This window comes from Mesobacterium pallidum (assembly GCF_019966535.1).
Taxonomy (GTDB): Bacteria; Pseudomonadota; Alphaproteobacteria; order Rhodobacterales; family Rhodobacteraceae; genus Mesobacterium; species Mesobacterium pallidum.
Map to the genome: position 1 here is coordinate 1 of NZ_JAIMID010000031.1, position 21,726 is coordinate 21,726.

Annotated in this window: 18 protein-coding genes and 1 pseudogene; 11 read left to right on the plus strand and 8 right to left on the minus strand. The window is 60.3% G+C overall.

The features are described from left to right. Positions 1–70: 70 nt before the first annotated feature. Positions 71–325 carry a hypothetical protein gene (locus MF270_RS26000; RefSeq protein WP_238368560.1) on the minus strand — a complete coding sequence of 85 codons (255 nt, stop codon included), beginning with the start codon at positions 323–325 and terminating at the stop codon, positions 71–73. Positions 326–907: 582 nt separating this feature from the next. On the opposite strand from MF270_RS26000, the gene MF270_RS26005 reads away from it, so the two are divergent. The 4 genes from MF270_RS26005 (at position 908) to MF270_RS26020 (ending at position 6,543) form a co-directional block, all read left to right on the plus strand. Continuing rightward, positions 908–1,246, plus strand: a complete 339-nt coding sequence (locus tag MF270_RS26005) for a DUF736 domain-containing protein (RefSeq protein ID WP_017470241.1) — start codon at positions 908–910, stop codon at positions 1,244–1,246. An 822-nt stretch (positions 1,247–2,068) separates the two neighbouring features. After that, a complete protein-coding gene (locus MF270_RS26010) occupies positions 2,069–2,686 on the plus strand; it encodes a helix-turn-helix domain-containing protein (RefSeq protein WP_238368561.1) in 618 nt (205 codons plus the stop codon). After that, the gene (locus MF270_RS26015; RefSeq protein WP_238368562.1) at positions 2,679–4,619 is read left to right on the plus strand and encodes a relaxase/mobilization nuclease domain-containing protein; all 1,941 of its coding nucleotides are present in this window, start codon (positions 2,679–2,681) and stop codon (positions 4,617–4,619) included. The genes MF270_RS26010 and MF270_RS26015 overlap by 8 nt, the downstream gene beginning before the upstream one ends. 16 nt (positions 4,620–4,635) lie before the next feature. Next, positions 4,636–6,543, plus strand: coding sequence for a type IV secretory system conjugative DNA transfer family protein (locus tag MF270_RS26020; protein ID WP_238368584.1), 1,908 nt, complete (start codon positions 4,636–4,638; stop codon positions 6,541–6,543). Positions 6,544–6,561: 18 nt separating this feature from the next. Here the strand turns inward: MF270_RS26020 and MF270_RS26025 are convergent, their stop codons facing one another. After that, positions 6,562–7,983: a phospholipase effector Tle1 domain-containing protein gene (locus MF270_RS26025; RefSeq protein ID WP_238368563.1), complete on the minus strand. Its 1,422-nt coding sequence runs from the start codon at positions 7,981–7,983 to the stop codon at positions 6,562–6,564. Positions 7,984–8,157: 174 nt separating this feature from the next. Here MF270_RS26025 and MF270_RS26030 point away from each other — a divergent pair. From MF270_RS26030 to MF270_RS26060, 7 genes and pseudogenes are all read left to right on the plus strand, one after another. Next, positions 8,158–8,412: pseudogene (locus MF270_RS26030) on the plus strand (WGR domain-containing protein); the annotation flags it as partial. A gap of 206 nt (positions 8,413–8,618) precedes the next feature. Then, a complete protein-coding gene (locus MF270_RS26035; protein WP_238368564.1) occupies positions 8,619–9,857 on the plus strand; it encodes a nucleotidyltransferase domain-containing protein in 1,239 nt (412 codons plus the stop codon). Beyond that, positions 9,857–11,575, plus strand: coding sequence for a ThiF family adenylyltransferase (locus tag MF270_RS26040; RefSeq protein WP_238368565.1), 1,719 nt, complete (start codon positions 9,857–9,859; stop codon positions 11,573–11,575). The genes MF270_RS26035 and MF270_RS26040 overlap by 1 nt, the downstream gene beginning before the upstream one ends. Then, a complete protein-coding gene (locus tag MF270_RS26045; protein WP_238368566.1) occupies positions 11,553–12,077 on the plus strand; it encodes a M67 family metallopeptidase in 525 nt (174 codons plus the stop codon). The genes MF270_RS26040 and MF270_RS26045 overlap by 23 nt, the downstream gene beginning before the upstream one ends. 91 nt (positions 12,078–12,168) lie before the next feature. Further along, on the plus strand, positions 12,169–13,296 hold the full coding sequence (locus tag MF270_RS26050) for an SAVED domain-containing protein (RefSeq protein WP_238368567.1): 1,128 nt from the start codon (positions 12,169–12,171) through the stop codon (positions 13,294–13,296). A gap of 127 nt (positions 13,297–13,423) precedes the next feature. Next, positions 13,424–14,965, plus strand: a complete 1,542-nt coding sequence (locus MF270_RS26055; protein ID WP_238368568.1) for a nucleotidyltransferase — start codon at positions 13,424–13,426, stop codon at positions 14,963–14,965. A 16-nt stretch (positions 14,966–14,981) separates the two neighbouring features. Beyond that, positions 14,982–16,124, plus strand: a complete 1,143-nt coding sequence (locus MF270_RS26060; protein WP_238368569.1) for an SAVED domain-containing protein — start codon at positions 14,982–14,984, stop codon at positions 16,122–16,124. A gap of 226 nt (positions 16,125–16,350) precedes the next feature. Here the strand turns inward: MF270_RS26060 and MF270_RS26065 are convergent, their stop codons facing one another. From MF270_RS26065 to MF270_RS26090, 6 genes are all read right to left on the minus strand, one after another. After that, positions 16,351–17,331: an ATPase, T2SS/T4P/T4SS family gene (locus MF270_RS26065; RefSeq protein ID WP_238368585.1), complete on the minus strand. Its 981-nt coding sequence runs from the start codon at positions 17,329–17,331 to the stop codon at positions 16,351–16,353. Between the two features lie 82 nt (positions 17,332–17,413). Next, complete coding sequence (locus MF270_RS26070) at positions 17,414–18,856, minus strand: TraB/TrbI/VirB10 family type IV secretion system protein (protein ID WP_238368570.1); 1,443 nt, start codon at positions 18,854–18,856, stop codon at positions 17,414–17,416. Positions 18,857–18,858: 2 nt separating this feature from the next. Then, a complete protein-coding gene (locus tag MF270_RS26075; RefSeq protein WP_238368571.1) occupies positions 18,859–19,581 on the minus strand; it encodes a TrbG/VirB9 family P-type conjugative transfer protein in 723 nt (240 codons plus the stop codon). A 5-nt stretch (positions 19,582–19,586) separates the two neighbouring features. Further along, positions 19,587–20,267, minus strand: a complete 681-nt coding sequence (locus MF270_RS26080; protein ID WP_040179430.1) for a VirB8 family type IV secretion system protein — start codon at positions 20,265–20,267, stop codon at positions 19,587–19,589. Between the two features lie 17 nt (positions 20,268–20,284). After that, positions 20,285–21,298 carry a TrbL/VirB6 family protein gene (locus MF270_RS26085; protein WP_238368573.1) on the minus strand — a complete coding sequence of 338 codons (1,014 nt, stop codon included), beginning with the start codon at positions 21,296–21,298 and terminating at the stop codon, positions 20,285–20,287. Beyond that, positions 21,299–21,724, minus strand: coding sequence for a hypothetical protein (locus tag MF270_RS26090; RefSeq protein ID WP_238368574.1), 426 nt, complete (start codon positions 21,722–21,724; stop codon positions 21,299–21,301). Between the last annotated feature and the right edge of the window lie 2 nt (positions 21,725–21,726).

Below are 21,726 nucleotides of genomic sequence, written 5' to 3' on the forward strand. Positions count from 1 at the left end.
GGATGCTGTCGCCCGTCGAGTTCGAACGGCAGCGGAAACTGAGAGCCGAAGGCGTCTAAGAAACGCGGGGCTATTCAGTGCGGAGCGGAAAAATGGTCTCAGTCTTTATAGCTGATTTGAGCAGGCTGTAATCGCCCTGAGCGATGAAGTCCCAGGTACTTCGGACAATCTTGACAACCAAGGAGTCGGGTAGAGGCTTGTTTTCTAGTGCTGCTTCTAAATGATCTCCAGCGGCCAAGGCTGTTCTAACAAGTGTCCAGGCATCGACTTCCGGTCCATCGTCGGCCTGTACGTTATCGCGGAGCCAAACGGCCAAATCCCCCATGCCACGTATGCCATGCGGTATCGAGGCCCCGCTGCCCAAGACTATCACTGGGCTATGTTGTGCACAGTTTTGGCACTGCTTTGCGAGTTCTTCTAGTTCCAAAGCTATTTTGCCTCACTTCTTGTACTTCGGCTTCGTTTGTCTGTGCCCGAAAACGATTTGGTCCAAATGTTCGCTCTTACGATACCCCCGGTAGCACTTCTTTGTCACAGCAAGTTTTCTCTGTCGTCGCAAGGTGGGTGCGTCGGGAATCTGGCAATTGACATGGATCCGAAAATGCCTGCTCCAGCTATGATCCATGCATCAACATACGCCCTCTGGCATCTTCGACGGCTGTTCCCCTACTTTCCTTCATGGCCAACGCACTTCTCCCCTTGTCTGAGTTGCATGACATGCTGGTCGCAGCTGTCGTCCCGTCCACAAAGGTTGTCGCCGATCTTTTTCCCCTGCCCCTGCGGGTCATTCCTCGCGGAGCAAAAAGACCGGCGCCTGCCCCTCTCCGCTGCGCTCCGCCTGCGGTGTGGCCGGGCCTTGGCCAGCTGCAAGGTGACCATCATTGCAACGCAAACAAGGAGAAAAGCAATGACCACGAACTGCATCAAATTCACCAGCGCCGACATCGAAACCGCCAAGGGCGTCGGCTCCATCTCGACCTTGACCTTCGACCTCGACATCACGGTCGAACCTGTCGCGAGCACCAACCCGATGGCCCCCACGCACCGCGTCCTCGGCCGCTCCCCGCGCGGCAAGCTGGTCGAGTGCGGCGGCATCTGGAAGAAGCAGAACAAGGAGACCGGCGCCGACTACTACACGCTGACCATCCGCGACCACGGCTTCAACGCCAACCTCGGCAAGGCCGCGAACCAGGACGATCTGTCCCTGCAGGCGGTCATCCCCTGGGGTCCCAAAGACGCCGCCTAAGCCAAGGGCCAGACCGCTTCGGCGGTCTGGCTTTTTCTCGTTCCGGGGAACTAGCCCTTGGTCAGCGAAATAGCGGTGTCCGAAGGATGGCGCATATTTCGGACGCGGACGCCGAGGCGGATAGTCAGGCTGGATAGGTCGCTGACGCGGCCCCGATCATTCTGTTCCGTGACAACGTGCATCGCGCGAACCCGAGCCTGAACCGAATTTCCGCAGGGAGAGCTGGCAGCCCACAGAGCGAGGCCAGCGCACCCCTTCTCTCTTTCGTGCAACCCGCGCCTCGGTCTCGAGGCCTACCTCGCCGCCTTCGATGAAGAGGCCCATCCCGAGACCCTCGACAGCCTCGAGACCGAGGCGCTGATCGCTCGCAGCCGCTACGACGACCTGCGCTCTCTGGGACTGGGTCACTGACCCAGACACCCCTGCGGGTCTTCGGATCCGCAGGGGTCTGACGTCGACTCTCAGAAGCTTCGTGACGCCCTCAAAGGGCGTGACTCGCGCCATCCCGCGCGGGCAGTTTTCGTGTTCCTAGCGCCCGATCCGTGACCGGCTCGAGCGTTTGGTTTGCCTGTCGTCGCGTGCGTCTTGAACACAAGTTTTGGAAGCCTTTTCGACCTGGCTGTCCTGCATCGAAGAGGGCGGGACCCGTTCCATGCCGCGCTGAGCGGCGATCTTGAGTGCACCTCATTTCCCGCAAAAAGACACTACACGCAAAACGTAATATTGCGCAATGTGATGTATTGATTTATAAGCGAAGGAGAGAAGGAAGACGTTGGCAGGATATGGCCAATGTTTGCACATTTTGTCCGAGGGGTCTGACCCGTGCCGAGGCCAGCGAAAAACCTGAAGCTTGAAGAGCGCATCGAAGTCGCGCGGCGCTTCGCGGCGGGCGAGAGCGCGAAGGACCTGGCGGCGGCATTTGGCATCTCTCCGCGTCATGTGAACCGGCTCGCGAAAGAGGAGGCGGGTGAGGGCATCGCAGTGCGGGATCCGAGCGAGACGGTGGCGTTCCGCGCCAGCCGATCCGAGTTGGAAGCCTTCGACGCGGAGTGGCGTGAACGGGGCTATGCCAACCGGTCACAGGCGCTGAATGCAGTGCTGCGTGGGCGGTGCGGGTTTCTCGATGTGCCGCGTGATCTGGTCGCGGAATTCTGCGCCGCATGGCGTCAGGCGAAGGATGTGAGCGACGCCGGATTGGCGCTCGCCAAGGCGGTGCATCGCGGTCGGCTGGAGGTCTCGGAGGCGGACCGCGCGGTGCTGATCGAACTGCTCGATTTGGCGCAGTCCATGAGCCGTGAGATGGGCCGGATGAAGGATGCGGCGCAGGCGCTGCGTCATCAGGAGTGGCCGCAAAAGGAAGAAGGGCAGGGGGCGGAGAGCGACGTTCTGGAGGGCGGCCCGCGCACGACCGACGGTCTGAGGCTGGTGCGCAATGGCTGACCCTCTCGCCCTCTACACCTCGGTCATGGGGCGGCTCTGGGAGGATGAGCGCATCCGGGGTCAGGCCGCGGCGCGGATCGACGCGCGGCTGGCGGGGCGTCGGCAGGGTCGGAGTTTCGCACGCGTCGGCTCGATGTCGGCACGCAACGCGCTGAAGGCGGCCTCGGGGCAAAGCCTGGCGGCGGTGTTCAAACGGATCCGGGCGGGGGGCTGCAAGACGCGTGCTTCGCTCGGAGCGCAGATCTCCTACATCAACGACAAGGCGGTTTACACCTACTCGACGATGACCAATGCGCTGACCGATGCGGCGGTCCTGACGGATGAGCAGAAGGAAGACATCATCGAGGACTGGGCCGGGACCTGGCGCGGCTCGACCAAACTCGGCTTCACCTCGCACATGCTGCTGTCCTTCCCGACCGACGTGACGGTCGACCAGGTGCGCGACATCGCGATGGACTGGACGGAGCATTTCTTCGAGAGCGGCGAATACGGCGACCAATGGGACTATGTGCTCGCGGTCCATGACGACCGGGCGCACAAGCACGCCCATATCATCCTGAACAATCGCGGCGTCGAGAAGGGCACCTGGTTCTCCTGCTGGGCCGAGGGCGTGATGTCGCCGCAGCTCATGCGCGAGAAGCAGGCAGAGATCGCCGAAAGCTATGGCATCATGCTCGACGCCACCACCCGGCTCGAGCGCGGCATCTTCGAGAAGCCGGCCGGGATCGAGGAGATTTACCGCGCCAAGGAAGAGGCTCGCCTGCCGCGCGAGATCGTCATGACGGCCCAGGAATCCGCCATCGCGCAGGCGCAGGTGGTGGGCTTCGCCAAGGACTACAAGAACCTCGCCGACCTGCTGGACCGGATGGACCAGCGCCACATGGCGCGCGCCCTGCGCGGCATGGCGGACGGGCTCGGCTCCGGCACGCCGTGGAACTTCACCGAAGGAGAGATAGACATGAAGGACATCAAGACCGTCGGTGATGCGATCGACTATTCCGAGCGCACGATCGAGGCGCTCAGGCTCAAGGCCGAGGAACTGGACCCGGCTGAGCGCGCCGCTTTTGAAGCCAAGGCCGCACCGATCATCGCGGACCTCTCGCAAATGGTGCCAGACCCGGAACTGCGCGCGCGGTTTGGAAAGCAGCTCGAGGAACCCTATCCGCCGGGGGCGGGCAGCGAGGTGCTGATCGCCGCGCTGCAGTCCGGCAAGGACGAGGGGTTGCGCGACGTGCTCGAGCGCGCCGAAGAGGCAGGTATGGACAGCGAGGAGTTGGTGGCTCGGATTGCTGCGGGCGGCACGCGGAACTATGGCATGGCGCAGGACTGGGTCGAGCGGGACATGAACGCTGTGCTGGCCAAGGATGGCCTCAGCGTGGAGACCGCGAGTGACGACCAACTCGATGCCGCGCTCGAGAAGGTCGACGGGGTCATGGACGCCCTGATGGAGCGCGCGAAGGAACTGGGCGTCGAGATCGGTCGGACTCTCGCGGACGAAGAGGAGGCGACACTTCCGCTCATCGACGAGGATGACCGCACGCCCAATCCGTACCTGCAGGACCTCGCCGACATGTTGCGCGATGGCAAGCTCACCGAGGAGCAGGAAGAGACCGTCGAGCGGACCCTGCAATCCGAACTCTTCAAGGAATTGGGCGAGGAAGGTTTGGCCGAACTCCGGCGCGGCAACTACGAGGTGCTGGATGCGGCCCTGCCGAGCAAGCTCGACCAGATTACGGTCACGCAGGAGTTCCTCGAGATGACCTTTGAGGAGACCGGCGACCAGGTCTTCACCGACCGCGCCGCCGGATTGCAGCAGGACAAGGCGACGGAGGTGGCGCGGATGCGCGGCCAGCAAGAGGCGCAGGAAATGGGGCGTGAACTTGCCCGAAACAAAACACTAGATCGTGGTCTCGATGACGAGATGGATTTCTAAGGGGGAGATGACAACCATGACCAAGACACTTCCCCTTTGGGCCGCGCTCCTCTTCGGTGTGATCTGCGGCGCCGTGATCGGCACCATTGTCGCCGCCTTCTACCTGACCCTGGCCCTGAAAACCGGGTTTCAGAGCTTTGACATGTTGGCGCTCTGGAAGGCCAGCGCCGCAACACGCGCGGCACATCCTGAGGCCTTTAAGGTGGGGTTTGGCGCCGTCGCCTTCGGAGCCATCGGCCTCGGCGCCCTGGCGCTTGCCTGGACCTGGAAGAAGGAGCGGGACGATTACGGCTCGGCGCACTGGCAGACAAAGGCGGAGCTGCAGAAGAACGATATGCTGCAGGCCCCTGGCAAGGGCTTCGTCTGTGGCAGGCTCGGTGCGCCGACCTCCAAGGCCGAGTTCATCTCCTCGACCACCATCCCCCATGTGATGATGGTGGCCCCGACCCGCGCCGGCAAGGGCGTTGGCTTCGTGATCCCGAACCTTCTGAGTTTCGCGGGCTCGGTTGTGGTCCTCGACGTGAAGGGCGAGAACTTCGAGAAGACCGCACGGCTCCGGGCGCTGAACGGTGACGAGGTCTATCGCTTCAGCCCCTTCGACTGGGCCAACGCCACGCATCGCTACAACCCGCTTGCTCGGATCGCGAAGGCCCCGACCTTTGCGCAGCGGTTCACCGAGGTCTCGATCCTGGCCGACCTGTTCCTCGACAAGGACAACAAGACGCTCGACACCTTCTCCGAGGCCGGCAAGTCTATCTTTGTCGCGGCCTGTTTGCTGGCGATTCAACGCGGCACGCCGAACCTTGGCGAGGTCAACAAGATCGTCGCAGGAGGGGAATACAAGAACGCCCAGTACAAGACCTATGCTGATGAGGCCGAGGAAGACATCCTGCGCGAGCTCTGGACCAACGCCGCCTCGGCCTCGTCGCGGCTTCTGACGTCGAACATTCAGGCTCTGATGACCGCCGGCCTCAAGCAGTGGGACAACCCGGCGGTGCGCTCGGCCACCGAGGCGAGCGACTTCGACTTTTCGACATTCCGGAAAACCCCACAGTCGCTCTACATTGCAGTCTCCGAGGATCACATCGCGACCCTCGCCCCGCTCCTGCGCCTGATGTTCGCCGATCTCATTGCCTCGATCCGCCTCAATGAACCGGGCCTGGACGAGCCCTGGCCTGTCATGATGATGATCGACGAATTCCAGCAGATGGGGGCGATGCCCTATCTGGAGCGCGCGATCCATTCGCTGGCAAGCTATGGCGGCCGCGTTGCGATGATCGCGCAGTCGCTGGCTTCGCTTGATCGGATTTACGGGCCCGAGGGCCGTGAAAGTCTCGAGAACGGGGCAGGGCTGAAGCTCTACATCACCCCGCGGGACCAGCGCACGGTGAAAGAGGTCTCCGCCGCGGTCGGCAGCACCACCCGCGAGGCGGTGACCCGGATGTACGGTCGCAACAAGGGCTTCCTTGGCGCGACCTCGACCTCGGCGCGTCTGGAAGAGCGGCCGCTACTTTCCGAGACGGAAGCGCGCCTCATGGATCCCGACGAGGTCATAATCCTCGCGTCGCCCCAGCACCCTATCAAGGCTAGCCGGATCAAGTATTACGACGATCCGTTCTTCAAGGACATGCTGGCCCGCCAGGACGGCAAGCCGTTCCCCTATCCGCCGAGTGTGCAGGGCGTGGGGCCCTGGGGCGGTGACTTTGAGGTCGGCGCAGACGACCAGGCGAAACTAGCCGAACGTGCGCCTGTCCGGGATCGATCGCAGCGGCGCGAAGCGCGCGCGATGAGCGTGATGCCGATTGAGGCCGGACGCGGGCAGCCCGAGCCCGAGACGCTCGAAAGGGAAGCCGCCGTGCCGAAGGATTGGAAGGCGGCGCTCGACCGGCAGGAGGACTTCATCGAGGAATTGTTGGGTGGGTGATCGCCGTCGACTAGTCCCCTATTCGTCGTAGTAGAATTTCAAGTCGCGTCGCTCTTTCAATTGGGCAGGTCGGTAGGGTTTGACCTCGCCACACTGGGCGACGGCCTTGGCTCGCATGCGCTCTTCGACTGAAGGATGGAGCGGGAAGTCGTCGCCAACTGCGCGAATTCCCTTCTTCCAGCGGATGCGGAGGGGGCCAAATGCTACCATCGCGTCTTCGCGGTGCTGCAAACCCAGAGGGTCAGGGGCGCGGTTCAAGACGTTCTCGTTGATCTGGATCGACGGCACGCAGTCTTTCAATTCGTCGACCATCCAATCGAGGGCGATATCGCTCAGGCGGGACTCTGCCTCAGGATAGCTTCCACCGATGTCGCTATGACAGCCCGGGAACCAGACCTGCTTCAACCACTTCGGCTCTCGATCTTTGGTCTCAATCGCGGCCGCCTTCGATGCCCATCCAACCCTTGGAAAGTCAGCACGGTCTTCGTCGATCGCCATGGCGTGACGGGCGTGTTGGACATCGGGATCCAGCCACTTGTCGTAGTTGCGCTTGTTCCAAGCCGCGAAATGACCCGTCTTGAGAATCTGCGGCCAATCGGTTGGGCGCCAGAGCTTCAGTTTGCGCTCGGGATCGTCCGAGAAATACTTGAAGTTGTCGAGCAACAGGGAACCTAGCTGCCAAAGAAGCGCGACTAGAAGTACGCCAAGCGGAACAACCAAAAGCCAAGACCATCCGAGTGCAATGCCTGCGGCCAAAGCCGCCCCGACCCCGAACGTGACGCCCCAGACCAAGGTGCGGACAACTGCCGTTCGCAGTGATGCCACCGTGTCGAAGACCCCGATGAATGTTGGCTGAACGTTTCCCTGATTTTCTTCGCCTACGAGCGGAAAGCTCGAATACTTCTTGCGAAATCGCTTGCCGAGTTCTTCACGGTTCTTGAAGTAAGGATCTTGTCCGCGCGGTTTTCCAGCACCGTGATTATACACGAATTTTACAGCGTCCTTGGCGATCTTGCGCAATCCGGGGCCGTAACGCGGGACCGGCGAACCATCTAGCATCTGCGTCGGGACACCGCAGAGGTTCATAACGTTTGCAAGTGCTCTTACTGTGTAGGCCCCGCGCGAGAACCCAAACAGCAACACACGGTCGCCGGGCTCGTAATGGGCGATGATCTGCTCGTAGCAATCGATTATGTTGTGGTCGATGCCAGTTCCGACGGCGCTTTCCAGGATGGGCTTGATCCGACCGAAAAACCCACCGCGTTCTCCTGTTCCCAAGCCCGGGTCGTAAAAAGCCACTTGGTCCTTAGGGCTAATTGGTGAATCTGGGCCGGGACGCATGGCTCGATACATCTTGTAAACATTCGACAGCCGTTGGTCTGGCCTGGCGCCACCCATCTGGCCGGTTCCGTCCGAGAATATGCAGATGTTCTTTACCATTTGTCGCCCTATTCAAGAACACGAAGTACAGTCAAAATCCTAAACCTGCAGCAGTTCTGCCAAGCTAGGAGAGAGTGCAGCGGAAATGTTTCGCCCGAGTCGGGAAAAATTAGAACATAGTGGAAACACATATGTCTACCTGATATTGTGACACATGAGAAGGGATTGCCCAATATGTTGGATACGATGCAGCAAATGGAAGTGTTCCCGACGACAGTCGATCTCAAGCGGGTCGACCTGTCTATCAACATGCGGCGCTTCTATCGAATGAGCGTTCAGCCAGACCTGTTTGGCGGTGCATGCCTCGTGCGGGAATGGGGCCGTATCGGGTTTCGAGGGCGGATGCTAATCGATCAGCACGCCGACGAGGGTGGAGCTGTCACCGCGCTCATGAAGCTTGCAGTGACCAAGACGCGGCGAGGGTATCGAGCTGCTCTGGATCAACGTGAGCAGCGGGTCTCGGGTGTGCCAATCGTTAACGCCGTCATTGCTGCCAGCCAAGACGAACGTAAAATCAAGAGCATACGAACTGAAGGGCTATAGAAAATCTGCAAATACGGTTCCGCAAAAAGGTTGAAAAGTCATGGCCAAACGAACATCTTTAAGTTGAGGTCGATTGAGTTAGGAAGTTGATGATGAACACGAGTTCGAACATAGGTTTTGGCTATAACGTCGCGATTGAAAAACTTGCTGAAGAATTGGCAGTGCCACAAGATCGCTTTGATCAAGCCGAAAAACGCTACAAGGACCTTGGCGAGTTTTTGCATCGCGATGAGTCCAGAGTTCGTGCTTATGATCCCGATGTCTATATTCAGGGCTCGTTCGCGCTCGGCACGCCGATCAAGCCGACGTCCAAGAACGAAGACTACGATCTCGACATCGTTGTTTCTTTCCGTTCCCTGACGAAAGCGCAGATTACCCAGGCAGATCTCCGCGCTCATCTGCTGGCTGAGCTCAAGGCGTATCGCGATGCGCGAGGGATCAAGAACGAGGTAAGCGATGAGCCTAGAAGATGCTGCACCTTGACCTACGCAGATGGTGCGCAATTCCACATGGACGTATTGCCGGCTGTACCGAACGAGGCAAACATGCGTGCCGTTCTTTCTTCCTACCTCGCGGATCAGGCGCTTGCGGAAGGTGCGATTGCCATCACCGATAAAGACAAGACTAGCACATACCGTATCATCACGGATGATTGGCCCCGAAGCAATCCCAGGGGCTTTGCCGCATGGTTCAAGTCGAGGCAGATCGAACAACTGAATGAACGCCGCAGGGCATTCCTCGACGCCCAAGGCAAAGTGACAGCGAGTGTGGAAGACGTCCCGGTATTTCGGGTGCGAACACCTCTCCAGTCATCCATCATGATTTTGAAGCGTCACAGGGATGAGTGGTTCGCGGAGCAGGATTCGGACCTCAAGGTTATCAGTATAATCCTCACGACACTGTCAACTCATGCCTATGCCGGGGAGGCAAGAGTTTCGGATGCAATTGCCAAGATTCTGAGGGACATGCATCTCGAAATCAAAGAACGAAATGGCGTGTCGTGGATTGCCAATCCTACCGACCCTTCAGAAAATTTTGCAGATCGGTGGGAAGAATTCCCCGAGCGCCGGGCCTCCTTCTTTGCGTGGCTTGAGGCCGCTCGAACGGATTTTGGTGCCGTTCAAAGGTTCAGCGACACAAATATTGTTCTAAATGAGCTCTCACGAAATCTTGGAAGCACCCTCGTTGAAGGTGCGCGCTCGAGGGTAGCGGCATCTGCGGGGTCACGTGCGGCATCCGTTGCTCCTGCCGCTGCAGCCGGGGCTTCTGCGCCCGGTCTCGTCTTTGGTGGTGAGGATCGAAGGCCGACGGAGCCAAAAGGTTTTGGTTGATGGACTTCACAGCCGGCGAAGCTCGGCTAATCCGTGAGTGTGAAGAGCTCGCTGACCTAGCCGCGGCATCAGATTGGCTGGAAGAACCCCAATTCGGCAAAAACTCCGATGGCCTGCTGACTTGGTCGTTTGTTCTGCTCGCCAGGGAGCGTCGCATTCCATTGCGGCTGGTTTTCCCAGCACTTTTTCCAGATCTGCCACCATTTGTACTTCCAGCCGACAGTTCTGTCCGGCTATCCCAGCACCAGTATGGCGAGGGTGGCGAACTATGCCTTCAGTATAGACCGGATAACTGGCACCCCGACTGCAAAAGCACGGATGTGATCCGGAGTGCCAAAGCACTTCTCGAGGCAACCCCAAAGGACGATGCTTTCTCAGACGTGGAAAGCGCTCATCCAGCCGACTTACCTTCGTTGCTCTCGGGGTGCTCCCGGCGCTTCATGCTACCGCCTGACACCGCACGGCTTTTAAGGTTGCGCCTTGCCGGACACGCAACCGATATTCATATGACTTTGGAGCGCCGAGTTGGGGGTTCTGAAGTTCTTGTTGCTCGCATCGCGAGCATCGGGCTGGATTCTGGTTTACGGGTGCCGATTGATGGTGCGGGATTTGGGGGAAGGGTGGTCCCTGGGGTCCTATATCGATTGCCCGATATTCGACAAATTCCAGATCTGCATCCCGAAGAGCTGAAGGGGCTCTTGTACCAGTACCTGCCTTCATGGCTCCGTAAATGGGTAGAAGACGCCGGCGACATGTTGGTTGTCATGTCAAATGGTAGGCGAGAGGTATTACTGCGCGTTCGGCACAACGGATCGAAACGAAAGATTGACCTGTTTAATACCTTTGAACCGCCGAATGCTAGAGAACGCCGACTCCATGGGAAGATGTTTCGAGAATATAGCATCTGCATCATCGGCGCAGGTTCGCTGGGATCAAAAGTGGCCGCCAGTCTTGCGCGCGAAGGCGTCGGTCATTTCATGTTGCTGGATAATGATGTTCTTTGGTCCGACAACTTGGTTCGAAACGAACTTGATGAAATGGATGTGGGGCATCACAAGGCAGTTTCTCTAAGGCACAGATTGTTGCGAATAAATCCGGCAGCGAAAGTCGGTGCTTTGGGTATGAGTCTGACGTCTCAATCCGCTGTCCAGCATATTGCTCAGTTGAGCGAGATCATCAGCACTTGTGATCTCGTCATAGATACGACGGCTGATAGCGGAGTGTTTCGAATGGCAGCGGCCATTTGCACGCAGAAGCGTAAACCCCTCGTTTGGGGACGAGTCTACGCGGGAGGGCTCGGAGGATTGATTGCACGAAGTATCCCGTCTGAAGATCCGCCACCACTGACCGCTGCAACTCAATTGCGAGCATGGTGCGACGAGAAAGGTATGGCACCGCCAGAGGGCCGCGAGCGCAATTACGGGGTGCAAGGTGATGACGACGATGAACCCCTGTTCGCTTCTGACGGCGATGTGGGTGTCATTGCCAATAGGCTGGCACGTCACGCCCTAGACGCCCTGGCAATCACAGAGATGAGAGTTCATCCGGAACCTGCCTACTTTATCGGGCTGCGCAAAGGTTGGATCTTTGATCATCCCTTCGACACCCACCCAGTTATTTTCGCTCCTCACGGAGGATGGGAAAAGGGCAGCACTAGTTGTGCAGAAGAGGGCGTTGAACGCGTCATGACTCACCTTGGAGTACAAGATGACGCTTAGCCTCACAGTCTCACGCTCGCAGCTTGCTAAACTGCAGACCCACCTCAAGAAGGGCGGCAACCGCGAGATCGGCGGGTGGTTGGTTGCAGAACAGACAGCTCCAGGAAAATTTGATCTCGTCGGTTTGACCGTCGATCTTGAGGCAGGGACACGAGATCGTTTCGATAGTTTACCTGAGCCCCACTCACAACAGATGGATCGGATCTTGCTGGAGAATAGCGGTCGCGCTGGACGGGTTGACTATCTTGGCGAGTGGCACTCGCACCCGACATTCCCACCAATACCTAGCGAGATCGACGTGACCGCGATGACGGATATGGTAGAAAACAGCGGACCTTCGTTTGCGGCGTTGGTTATCGTCCGTCTAATCGCCAACGCCTCGATTCAGGCTACTATTACCACGTTTCAACGTGGCCAATTGCCCGAGGCCGGCCAGTTGATAATTGCGGATGAAGTTTCAGAAGCTGAATTTGGCGAGGGTTGGCAACTGCCGGAACACTAGCATCATTCGGTAGCCTGAAATTGGTTGGGTCCTCGTCTGACCATCCCATCGTAACTCGCTATGGCGGCGCTATTCAAAATGGAGCAGAAAATTGTCTAGTTCAAACATCCCAGCCAAGATTCAGACTCAATTGTGGGCTTTGGCGGCGGGTCGATGTGAATTTTCAGGATGCAACAAGCTCCTTGTCGGGGATCTAGTCGCTGGCAAGGAAGACGGAAAGTTCGGTTTCATCGCGCATATTGTGGCAGATAGCGAAAATGGTCCGAGGGGTGATAAAGTCCGTTCGCCACTTCTCGCCCGCGACATCAGCAACCTGATGCTAATGTGTCCCGTCCATCACAAGGAAATCGACGTAGATCACGTGGACGACTATCCGGAAGAAACGCTCGTGGCAATGAAGCGCGAGCACGAAGAGCGGATCGAGACTGTTACAGATATGGACTCTGACCGCGCAGCTCATGTGCTCCGTTTCGCGGCAACTATCGGCCAGATGGACTCGCTGGTTTCCACCAAAGCCATCTTTGCCGCTATGCCGCCCGACAGACATCCGGCGGAGCGACGAACCATCGACATCGAGCTAAATTCCGAAGTCAAGGATGATGAACCGGAATTTTGGGGCATGCAAAGTGCGCATCTGCATCGTCAGTTTCAACGCAAGGTGAAGGATCGGATAGAGCAGAAGGAAATACTTCAGTTGAGTGTGTTTGCGCTTGCTCCGCAGCCTCTTCTCATCGAGCTCGGTACATTGCTCGGTGACATCATGCCCGTGTGTGTTCACCAAAAATATCGCGAGCCATCTACTTGGAAATGGCAACTCCACCAGCCATCGATAAATTTCAAAATTGGCGAGTATTCTGGGCCGAAGGACGTACCAGTCGCCCTCAAGCTGGCGCTCAGCGCGACCGTAGATGATCAGAGAATTCGCTCGGTTTTGGGCGATAACGCTGCAATCTGGTCGATCACGGCAGAGGACCCTCATAACGACATCATGCGAAGACAGGACGATCTTGCAATTTATAAGACTCACCTTCGCAGGCTCTTTGATCGGATCAAAGCGCACCACGGCGAGGATGCGAGTATCAACGTATTTCCTGTTCTTCCGGCTTCCGCGGCTGTCGAAACGGGTCGCTCACGAATGCCCAAAGCCGATCTGCCTTTGGTGATCTACGATCAAAAACCGGGGAAGGGATTCGAGCCAACGATTAGGATTGGCGTATAGATCACTGTAAATCTACGAGCGTAAGTCTGTCATACCTTCGCGGAATTGGCCGCCTCTCTTCTACTCAACCCTGCCTTCGCCAAATCAGTAGACGGCGGGCACCAGCACCGCATGGAGGTTTCATATAGTGGAATTCCCTTTGGCGAATACCAGGCCTGTTGATCAATTATTGGAAGACCTAGTTGAGGAGCTTCAGGTCCCGCCCGGTCGGTATGAACAGGCGGAGCGCAGTTACAAGTCGCTCGGTGATTGGTTGCACCGGCTGGACTCGACTGTGCGGGATGACAATCCCGACGTATATGTCCAAGGTTCATTTCGGCTGGGGACTGCAATACGGCCCGCGTCAGACGAAGAAGACTATGACATCGATATGGTCTGCCGCCTCGATTACGAGAAGTCGGCACTGACCCAGGCAGAGCTGAAACGACGCGTTGGCGTCGAGGTCAAAGCCTATGCTCGGCGATATGGCATGAGCAAACCCGAAGACGGGCGCCGCTGTTGGACCCTAGTCTACGCAGACGGCGCACAGTTTCACATGGATGTCCTGCCTGCGGTGCCTGACTTCGAGAAGCGGCGCTATCTGAGTGAAGCGGGCCCCGCGCTTGCCCGACTGGGGGCAACTGCACTCGCGATCACAGACAAGGAACACGACGGTTTCCGGCAGGCTGGCGGCCGCTGGCCGCGCAGCAATCCCAAAGGCTATGCGCTCTGGTTTCGCGATCGGATGGGCCAGGCGTTCAGAAGTCGTGCTCTCAACGAGGCACGCAGGATGCAGGCCAGTGTTGAGGATGTTCCGGCATGGCGGGTGCGTACCCCGCTGCAGGGCGCCATTCAGATACTTAAACGCCATCGCGATCTCATGTTCAGCGACCGGCCGGATGACAAACCGATCTCCATCCTGATCACGACCCTTGCGGCACATGCCTATAATCAGGAAGAACGCCTCTCCGATGCGCTGTTCTCGATCCTTCAGGGAATGGACCGGTACATTACCCGCCGCAATGGCGTGGACTGGGTCGAAAACCCGGCCGACCCTGAGGAAAATTTTGCTGACAAGTGGGAGGAGCACTCCGAACGCCGGGACTCATTCCATGAGTGGCTTCAGCAGGCCCGCAGCGATTTCGCATCGGCAAATCAGGCGCTCACTGCAGACGGTGTCGGCGCCGTCCTCGGCGAACGCATGGGGCAGGGCCTGGTCGAACGCGCACTGGGGCGTCGCAATCCGGCCAGAAGGCCGGGTGTTCCCGCGCGCGTGGTCCGTGCGATGAATCTCGTCCTTGCGCCAGCCTACATGCGAAAACCGCGATGGCCGCAGGCTGCGGAAGGTCACGTGAATATTCGTACGGCGAGCTTCACGCAAAACGGGTTCAGGCCGCAGAGTTTCTTGAGCAATGGCGCGCCGCTTCCCAGAAATTGCAGTCTGCGCTTTGAGGCGGACACGACGGTGACTGGGCGTTTCAAGGTCTACTGGCAGGTCGTGAACACCGGGCGGGAAGCCGAAGATGCGGATTGCCTACGTGGAGGCTTCAGCCCGGACGCGGCGGTCCGGGGTGGTCTGTCCCATTCTGAGAGCACCCTCTATCGGGGCCAGCACAGCATCGAGTGTTTCATTGTGAAGAATGGCAAACTGGCCGCACGGAGCGGTCAGTTCATCGTAAATATTGGCTGATCCGGAGGCCGAAGACATGTCGTTCTGGCGCAAACATGGTGACCGGTTTTTCGATGGATTGATCACCTATGTCTTCCGGATCCCGTCCTGGCCGTCGAGGTTGCTGCGTGCCGGTGTCACATTGATGGTCGCCGGGTTGGGCGTCGGCGGGCTGGCCGGTAATCTTTCCTGGATCGATGCGGACCGCGTCCTGCGGCTGGCCGTGCAGGCGGATGGTGGCGGGCTATCGGTCTACTGGTCCCAGATCACCGTCTTCCTCGGCATTCTGCTCCTCGCTGCGGGGGGTGTCCTTGGTGTGATCGATCACATCGCCGACCGGCGGCAGCTCAGGAAGCAGAGCGTGGTTGTGCTGGAGCACCGCGGGCTGCACCAGACCGTTGATACTCCCCTTGCCTCTGCCGTGCCGAAGCACCTGAAAGGCCGGATCGATCTCCTGCCGGTCGACCACCGGCAGTCGACCTCAACGAGTCAGATCAGCAGTCCCGAAGATGCGCTCACACAGATTGCCGGGTTGCGGCAACAGCTTCGTCAGAAGCGTGATGCGGCGGGTCCTGGCAACGTCAGGCTGGTCTACGGTGGCATGGCTCCGGTTCCGCTGACGTTCCTGATCGGTATGATGGTTGGCAATGAAGCCGGTCTCACCGTGATGGACTGGGATCGTTTCGCAGAAAAATGGCGCGAAGCTGACGGTGAAGATGACGGAGACCGGTTCGACGTTTTCGGAGTCGAAGGTCTGAAGGACGATGTTCCGGAGGTAGCTTTGGCCGTCGCTGTTTCCTACCCGTCGGACGCAGACGGTATCAGCGCGACTCTCGGCGATATGCCTCTGATCCGCCTCGCTTTGCCAACTCTGAGCACGACGGCGCACTGGTCTGCCGACAAGCAATCTGCCATGGCAAAAGACTTCACGGATCTTTTGGGCGACCTCATGGCGAAAGGGGTCAAACGCGTTCACCTGTTTATCGCAGCTCCCAACAGCGTTGTGTTCACTCTGGGCCGGCACCTCGATGACAGGCTGCATCCCGAGGTGCTGGTCTACCAGTACGAGCGTTCGGCGTCGCCACCGTTTCCCTGGGCGGTTCAGATGCCCACCCACGGACGGAGTGCAGCGCAGATTGTCAGAAGTGTCGCGATAGCAATCCCTTCCACAGCGAACTGACGAATTACTGGTGACTTGCGGCGAGGTAGGCGCATCATGTTTGATGAGCAAGTCGGCTCTGGCGAGGAACGCTACGGTCGAGAAACTCCTCTATTTAGCTGGTAATCCCATGTTTTTGTGCGGAGATTACCAGTTGACCGCCCTAAAGAAGTCCGCTTCGGGTATTGGAAGGCAAGGCCAGCGTCGCGCTGTCGCAAACCCGTTCAGCGCCTTTGTTCTGGGGCTTTCAAGACCCCGGCAAATAGAATTCCGTAATCCCCCGCTTCCCCTCCGCGCGACCGAGTTGGACGATCACATCGATGGATTTCCGGATGTATTCGCGTACCTCGGCGAATGTTAGAGGCGTCCCTGCCTGCAGCACCATGATGGCCAGCCGGTCGATCGCGAGTTCCGCGGTCTCTGAGTGGATCGTGGAGACCGACCCACCATGGCCGGTGTTGATCGCTTCGAGATAGGTCAGGGCTTCGGCGCCGCGCAGCTCGCCGACGATAATCCGGTCGGGGCGCATGCGGAGGGAGGCCTGGAGGAGGGCGTTGGCGCTGCGTTGTGAACTGGCACCGCGGTCGGCAAGGAGGGCGACGGTGTTGGGTTGGCCGGGGAAGAGCTCGAAGGCGTCCTCGATAGTGATCAGCCGTTCGTGCTCGCTCACATGCGTCAGGAGGTGGCGGGCGAAAGTGGTCTTGCCGGTCGAGGTGCCGCCGCTGATCAGGACGTTGAGCCGCGCTTCGACAAGGGTCTGCAGTGCGGCCTCGAGATTTTCCTCGGCAAGACTGGCGATGTTCTTCATCTTCTCGGCGCGGAGCGCATCCAGCGAGACGGCCTTGCCGAAGAGATAGGCCGGGGCGTAATCTCGGACGCTGCCCGAGGCAAAAAGGCGGATGGTGATCGAAGCGCCGCGATCGATGGCGGGCGGCACGGCGACCTGGACCCGAAGCGGGCGGCCTGCATATTCTACCTTGCCGGAGACGAGGGGGTTCTTTTCAGAAACGCGGGCCTTGGCATCGCCGACGATGGTTTGGGCCATGTTGAGCGCGGCGGTGCGATCCACGGTCTGACCTTCGTGGTGCATGGTGGCGTCACCCGCCACCTCGAGCCAGACCTTGCCGTCCGGGTTGATCGCGATCTCGACCACGTCGTCGCGTCTCAGCAGGTCGCGGAACGGATCGAGATAGCGCTCGAGGTATGAGGCTGGCGATGCCTGATCCATCATTTCGGTGGTTCCGGTAGTATTGAATCTGGTTTCGCTGCCTCTCGCCTGCGGCTCGAACGCGAAACCTGATGCTTCTTTTTCATTGTGAACCGGAACCCCCGTATATCACCACATCCCGGTCCACGAGCACGGTGACCGAGGCACCCTGATCGACATAGATCGTCGGCGCAATCGAGACCTGATCGGCGATGACCGACCCGACAGCATCCTGGAGGTCGCTTCCGACATCGCCCAGGACGATGCTGGTCGTTTCATTGTTGGCGCTCTCCGCTGCCACGGCTGGCGCCGCCCCGATCACGGAAATCAGCGCCGCCCCGCCGAAGCGCTCGGCGAACTTGGTGTCGACGAGACCGGTGAGGCCCGAGCGGCCGAGCTGGTCCCCGCCCACAGCGGCGATTTCCATCGAGGTGCCGTCCGGTGTCAAGACGCGGGTCCAGAGGATCAGGATTCGCTTCTGGTGCATCTCGATGCCGGAGCGGTATTGGCCAAAAAGGCGGGAGCCCCGGGGGATCAGGATCCGGTCCCCGGAAAAGGCCGGGACCGGCTCGGAGACAACCGCGACCACTGAGCCCGGCAGATCGCTGTTGATGGCGGTCTGGAGCGCGGCCTGAATGACGGACCCTTGGGTGAGCGTGCGCTCGGGATGGGTGAGGCGCGCGGCCTCCTGCACCTCGAGCGGTCGCGCGCTTTGCAGGAAAGCCTCATTGCCCGAGAGGGCCGGTCCACTTGCGCCGGCGGCAACAGGATCGGGAGCCGCCGCGCCACTTTGGCCGCCGCGCGGACCGTCGGCATAGACTATGGCTGGCGATTTGATCTGCGCGGTCAGAAGCTCCTCGGCGACCCGTTCGGCCTCGCGCTGGCGTTGTTCCTCTTCCTGGCGGCGGCGTTCTTCGAGAAGGCGCTGATCGGCGATCAGCCCTTCGCGGTCGAGCTCAGCCTCAAGCCCCTCGCGCTGCGCCCTTTCGGCATCAAGCATGGCCTGCAGGCCTTCAATGCGGGTCTCGGTCTGGCGCTGCAGGTTGGCCAGTTCGGTTTCCTTGGCGGCGAGCGTCGCTTCAAGCGCCGCCTTCTGTTCGTCGAAGGCTTCGCGCAGGTCCGCGACGGCGGACTGGATTTCCGAGTTGCGCGCGGCCTGACTGGCGGCGAGGGCTTCGCGGAGTTTGGCGATCTCGGCCAGCACCTCGGCGCTTGGCTCGGGGGCCGGGGCCGCAGGCACGTCGAGCGCCTCCTCGACGGCGATCAGCGCGTCATTCACCCTTTGCTCGTTCTCGTCGGGTGGAAACTCCAGCCGCCCGCCGGTGCCGGGGCGGCGGTTCTGGAAGGTCTCGACGTCCGAGGTCTCAAGCGCGCTGTCACCCTCCTGCAGACCGGTGGCCAGGAAATACGCGACCCCGGCGCCGCCAAGCGCGAGGGCGGCGGCGAGCGCGCCGACCCCTAGGCTGTTGCCGCGGCGCTTGGACTTGCCGCGCTGGCTGAATTGATCAAGGCGGTTCTGAAGGTCGGGAGGGGGTTGATCGGCCATGGTCAGTTGCTCACATAGATCGCGCTCTCGTCGCGCCAGGCGCAGATCGCCTCGTCCCCGATACGCAGCGTCCAGTAGGTGTTCACTCCAAGCACCCGGACCGAGTTGCCTTGTTGGGTCCAGTTGACGGTGCGCTCACGGCCCTGGTCATCGGCCTTGAAGAGGGCGGGCTGGCGACCGTTCTCGGGGAAGACGAAATACGTATAGCGCCCGTCGTCATAGATTTGGCTGGGGCGGAAATCGCCCTCGCCCGAGACGCGGTAATTGTAGTTCCGCGGTGCCTCGAACCCTTTGGGCTGGGTTGCACCCGCCGCGCGGCGTTCCTCATCGGGGTAGCGGAAGCGCACCTCGAAAAACATGCCGGTGCGGTTCGGGATCGAACCCTCGCGCAGATGGAAGGAATAGGTGCGCCGGTTGGTGATCACCGTCATGTTGGTCGAGGCATTGGCCACATGCGGTTTGATCGTGAGCACATTGCCAAGCTCGGGGATTGGATCGACCTGGAAGCTCTCAGTGTCGCCGACGATCACTGCTTCAAACCGCTCCCCCGCCCCGAAATGAATCGTCGTCGAATGCCGAAGATCGGTTTCGATCCGGTAGACCTGGTTTTCATTATAGACGGCGGTGCGAATGCGGATATCGAGCGGGCCGCCTTGCGGCGTGGCCTCGGCGAAGGCAGCAACAGGAAGGGCAAGCGCCAGAAGGAGCGCGGGCAGGGTTTTCATCTTGGTCAGTTCTCCAGGGTCTCGGCGTCGACGCGGTAGGAGGTCACCACGAAGCCCAAGGGGTTGGCCCAGACGTCCTGAAGGCGCTGGCGGGTTTCGGGTTGGAAGTCGTAGCCGACAGTGGCGACGTAAGACCGGGTCACGGTGCGGGTGTCGCGGGGGCGGCGCAGCGTACGGGTGAAGCGGACCTGGGCCACGCCGCGCTCGATCTGGTTCACCGATTTGATCACCACCTCGATCTTGGCGTCGCGGCCATAGACGGTGATCGGGTAATCTTCGTTGGTGGAGGACCAGAGATCACGCAGCGTGCGGGCGGCATCGCCGTCCGAGCGATCGAGCACCGAGTTGATACGCTGCTCGCCATCGGTCAGGTCATAGGTTTCGCGGTCATCGACGTAGGCCACGAGATTGGCCTGGATGATGGCATCGCTCTCGGAAAGCGTCAGGGCCTGAACGGCGGCGACCCGATCCATCTCGCCGGTTTCCTTGTCGACCACGACCACGAAGGTCTCGGTCGATTTGAGCGGGAAGAGGCTCGCGCCCGCGACCATGCCGGCCACGCCAACCAGCACGCCGGCCGCCGCGACAAACCAGGCGAAACGCTCGCGCCGCCGTGGCCCGTAGATGAAATCCGCCTCGAAAGCGTCGCGGTCAGGCGCGGAGGAACTGGTCACAAGCTTCTTCAAAGTCGTCGTCTTTCACATCAGGGTTTGCGGAAGGCCTTGGCGGCAGAGAGAAGCGCGCCCGGGCTTTGCCGGATCATCTCGCCGGTTTTGACCACGCCCGCATTGGCCATCTGATTCAGCTCGTGCGGGGACTTGCCGGTGACGAGGCGGGAGGTCGCGCCGGTGCCATACTGGCGCGTGTTCACGAAGCCCTGACGTGCGAGGCCGGTCAGACCCACGGCATTCGAGGCAATGCCCACCACGCCGGTGAGGTTGGAGGCGATGTAGGGCACCGAAGCCATGATCCCGGCGCTGAGGATCAGGATCACGAGGAAGGGCAGGATGAGGCTGACGGTCTCGACATCTCCGGGATCGGCGGAAGCATCCCCGATGGCCTCGGCGATCGCCACGATGATGCCCGCGGCGCCTGCTGCGGCGACGGGCATGAGCGCATAGCCGATGGTGGCGCGGGTCCAGGCCTCGAAGAGGGATTGGGTCGGTTTGAAGAGCGAGGTCACGATCATGAAGGGGGCGATCACGATCATCAGCGCGAAGACGATGCGGGCGAAGGCGATGATCCCGGCGGTGACGGCGGCGAAAACGGCGGAAAGGACGAAGAAGATCGCGCCCAGGACCGCCCCGAAGACCCAGCCCGCGCGGTCGCCGATCGTGTCACCATAGGCGGTGATGCGGGCGACCATGTTGTCGAGGCTCTCATAGACCCCGGCCTCGTCGCCTGAGCCGGTGAGCGCCAGGATCGACGCGCCGACGGAGTCGGGCACCCGCGTGACGATGTCATAAATGACGCTGAAATTGTCCCAGCTCTGCGCAAAGATTCCCACGAGTGCCACCTTCATTCCGAAGGCAAAGCCGGTGCCGAAGGGCAGGGGGCGGAGTTGCATCACGGCGTTGATGCCGAGGAGGACGACAAGGAGCGTCGCGCCCGCCGAGATGACATTACCGACCGAGGCCGCCGAGGAGACAAAGCCGTCCTGCGCCACGGTGTTCACCGCGGCGTCGACCTGGCTCAGGATGTCGCGAATGACCCCCATTTACTCCGCACAGGCCTCCACAACTTGCGCCTCGAGCGCGTCCGCCTTGGCGTAGAGCTCGAGCACGTTGAAGGGCAGACGCGGGTTGTCCGAGGTCTGGAACCGGGGCAGGGCGGTGAGTGCCTGATCCCAGGTGAACTGGTCCAGCAGGCAGGTGCAGCTCTCCGACGCCAGCGCTTCCTCGGCAATCAGGATGCGCAGGATTGCCCGGTAGCCGTTGCGGAGATAGGCGGTCTCGGCCAGATCTGCGGGCGGTTTCGGGACACGGCAGGCGTCGGCCTCGTCCCGCGCGATGGCCATCGAGTTGAAGGGCGTGTCGCCGGAAGGGTTCGTGCTCGGGGTCTGGGCCAGCGCGGCACTGGGCAGGGCGGCCACAACAAGCACGGCGAGGCCAAGAGACCGAATTGGCGCCAAGCTGTAGGTCATGA